The sequence below is a fragment of the Halomonas sp. BM-2019 genome, assembly GCF_017584085.1.
The window spans coordinates 1,652,894-1,655,902 of record NZ_CP071922.1; the positions used below are offsets into that span (position 1 = coordinate 1,652,894).

Here is a 3,009-nt window from a genome sequence, read left to right on the forward strand (position 1 = left end):
AAGTCCCGTTGTTGGCGGGTGAGGTGATAGATGCCTCGGTGATGAGCTGCAAAGCCTTGCGCGACTTTTTCGCGAAGCAAATGCAGGTTGCCGGCAATGGCAACATTTTGCTTTCTCTGCACATGAAGGCGACGATGATGAAGATTTCCGATCCCATCATCTTTGGTCATGCCGTAGAAGTTTACTTTGCCAGTGCTTTTAAAAAGCATGCCGAGACCTTCAAGCGTCTCGGGGTGGATGTGCGCAATGGTCTGGGTGATGTTTATGCAAAAATCCGCAGTTTGCCCGAGGCTGAGCGTCAAGTTATCGAATCGGACCTGCAAGCCTGCTACAAAGAGCGTCCATTGCTGGCGATGGTCGATTCTGATCGTGGCATTACCAATTTACATGTTCCCAGCGATATCATTATATCGATGCGTCGATGCCTGCTGCCATCCGCGCAGGAGGTAAGATGTGGGGTCCCGGAGGCGATCTGCAGGATACACTGGCGTTGATCCCTGACCGCTCCTATGCGGGCGTTTATGAGGAAACCATCCGTTTTTGCAAAAAGCATGGTGCCTTTGATCCGGCAACCATGGGCAGTGTGCCAAATATTGGACTGATGGCGCAAAAAGCCGAGGAATACGGATCGCACGATAAGACCTTTGAACTGCACGGCAGTGGAATCGTGCGGGTGGTGGATAACAAAAGCGGGCAAGTGTTATTGGAGCAAGCGGTAGAGGCGGGAGATATTTTCCGCATGTGCCAGACCAAGGATGCACCGATTCGCGATTGGGTTGGATTGGCCGTGCGTCGCGCCCGCGCCAGCGATACACCCGCTGTTTTTTGGTTGGATAAAAAACGTGCCCACGATGCGCAGTTGATTGCAAAGGTGGAACGCTATTTGAAGGAATTGGACACCAAAGGCTTGGATATTCGCATCCTTTCTCCGGTTGAAGCGACCAAGTTCACCCTCAAGCGACTGCGCGACGGCAAGGATACCATTTCCGTAACGGGTAACGTATTGCGCGATTATCTTACCGACTTGTTCCCCATTCTCGAATTGGGAACGAGTGCCAAGATGCTTTCCATTGTGCCGCTGATGAATGGCGGTGGCTTGTTTGAGACCGGCGCGGGCGGTTCGGCACCCAAGCACGTGCAGCAGTTCGTGGCCGAGAACCACTTGCGCTGGGATTCGCTTGGTGAGTTCCTTGCGCTTGGTGTCTCGTTGGAGCATCTCGCGGAAGTCTTTGGCAATAACCGGGCAGCCGTGTTGGCTAAAACGCTCGATAAAGCCAATGCCCGCTTCCTCGAGGAAAATAAGTCGCCATCTCGCAAGGTGCGTGAACTCGACAATCGCGGTAGTCATTTCTATCTGGCGCTCTACTGGGCCGAGGAATTGGCAGGACAACACGAGGATGTGGCCCTCAGGGAGCACTTCACTCCGCTTGCCAAAACACTACGCGAACGGGAGTCGGCTATCTTGCAGGAGTTGATTGATTGCCAAGGGCAAGCGGTCGATATCGGTGGCTACTACCACCCGGATCCGTCCAAAGCCGAGCGCGCGATGCGCCCAAGCGCGATTCTCAATCAAGCCTTGGAAGCAGCTGCACTGGCGCAGCCATAGGCATCGAGATAATCCAAGGTTGATTGCTCCAGGCTGGCATGGGCTACATTGCACGCCTGACCTTCCGCACAGCAGGCAATGTATTGCAGCAATGCCTCATCGCTAATGGTCAGACCACGGGTCTCCAACCAAGCACGCATCGCCTTGGCTGCCGCCTGCCAGTCTGTTAGTGAAAAGGCACTTTCCTCGGCATAGGCCTCAAGCTGTTGGTCAAAGTTCTTCATAAGTTTATCAAACCAAACTCGAAAGAACCATTTGGCAACGGTGAAAGAGTAACTTGCTCAGGAGAAGTTTCAAATCATAAGGAAAATCAGTTAAAGAACTAATTGACAAGCAACCTGCGCTTACCCCAATATAAATCTTTTTCCGTGCTCAGGTGGTGGAATTGGCAGACACGCTGTCTTCAGGCGGCAGTGCCGTAAGGTGTGAGGGTTCGAATCCCTCCCTGAGCACCAATAAAAATATCAAACCGAACGTTACGGTCGATCAGCACAAAGGTATCAGTTTCATAAATTGAGCGCAGATACCGTTTTTCCGTCAACCCATGTGCCACCGATAAGGGTCGCTCTGAGAAATGGCGGTATGCCGTATTCGCCGTTGTGTATCATACTCACAAGCATATCGATGGCGGCCTCGCCAACTTGTTCATTGTGCTGGTGCATGCCCGCCGCTGACATCCCTTAACATAAGCGGGAATGGTGGGATGCTGCTCAAATGCCTGCGGATCCTCATTGCCATTCAGCAAAGCCAAGGTCGCCCGAACGGGTGCTTCACCGCGGGCGCGCAGTTGCGCCATCTTGAACGCCGACCAGCCCATACCAGAGATACCTGGCATCTGCGGCATCGTGCACGGTTCTATTCTACCTGACTTTTACGGTGTCGAAGCCGGGCAAAGTGCCGTGGGCGATTTATTCAAGTGGTGGGTCGAGGGCATTTGTGGTGGCGATGCTGCTTTGCACCGCGAGTTGACCCGGCAGATTGCCGATTGCCAGCCCGGCCAAAGCGGCTTGCTGGCGCTTGATTGGAATAATGGCAATCGCACCATTCTGGTCGACCCGCGCTTGAGCGGACTGCTGCTCGGACAGACACTGCGAACCACCCCGGCGGAAATTTACCGTGCGCTCTTGGAGGCCACCGTCTTTGGGGCGCGCTGTATTCTGGAGCGCATGGAGGCCTATGGGATCGAGGTGGAGCGGATCGTGTGCGCGGGTGGAATCGCCGGTAAGAATCCGGTGCTCATGCAAATTTACGCCGATGTCACCGGTCGTGAATTATGTCTGAGCGGATCCGACCAAACCTGCGCCCTTGGGGCGGCTATCGGGGCGGCCGTGGTTGCCGGGGTGCATCCTGACTTTGCCAAAGCCCAGCAGTGCATGGTGCATCTTCCCGAAACCCGCTACCAG

2 protein-coding genes, 1 tRNA gene and 1 pseudogene are annotated in these 3,009 nt (G+C 54.3%); 3 read left to right on the forward strand and 1 reads right to left on the reverse strand.

The window, feature by feature from the left end:
* A pseudogene (locus J5F18_RS08330) lies at positions 1-1,606 on the forward strand (NADP-dependent isocitrate dehydrogenase); the annotation flags it as partial.
* Here the strand turns inward: J5F18_RS08330 and J5F18_RS08335 are convergent.
* Positions 1,570-1,830, reverse strand: a complete 261-nt coding sequence (locus J5F18_RS08335; RefSeq protein WP_346301799.1) for a hypothetical protein — start codon at positions 1,828-1,830, stop codon at positions 1,570-1,572. The pseudogene J5F18_RS08330 and the gene J5F18_RS08335 overlap by 37 nt on opposite strands.
* A 146-nt stretch (positions 1,831-1,976) precedes the next feature.
* On the opposite strand from J5F18_RS08335, the gene J5F18_RS08340 reads away from it, so the two are divergent.
* Positions 1,977-2,061, forward strand: a tRNA-Leu gene (locus J5F18_RS08340).
* A 342-nt stretch (positions 2,062-2,403) separates the two neighbouring features.
* Positions 2,404-3,009: FGGY-family carbohydrate kinase (locus J5F18_RS08345; protein ID WP_346301800.1), on the forward strand; the 606-nt coding region annotated here is incomplete at its 3' end.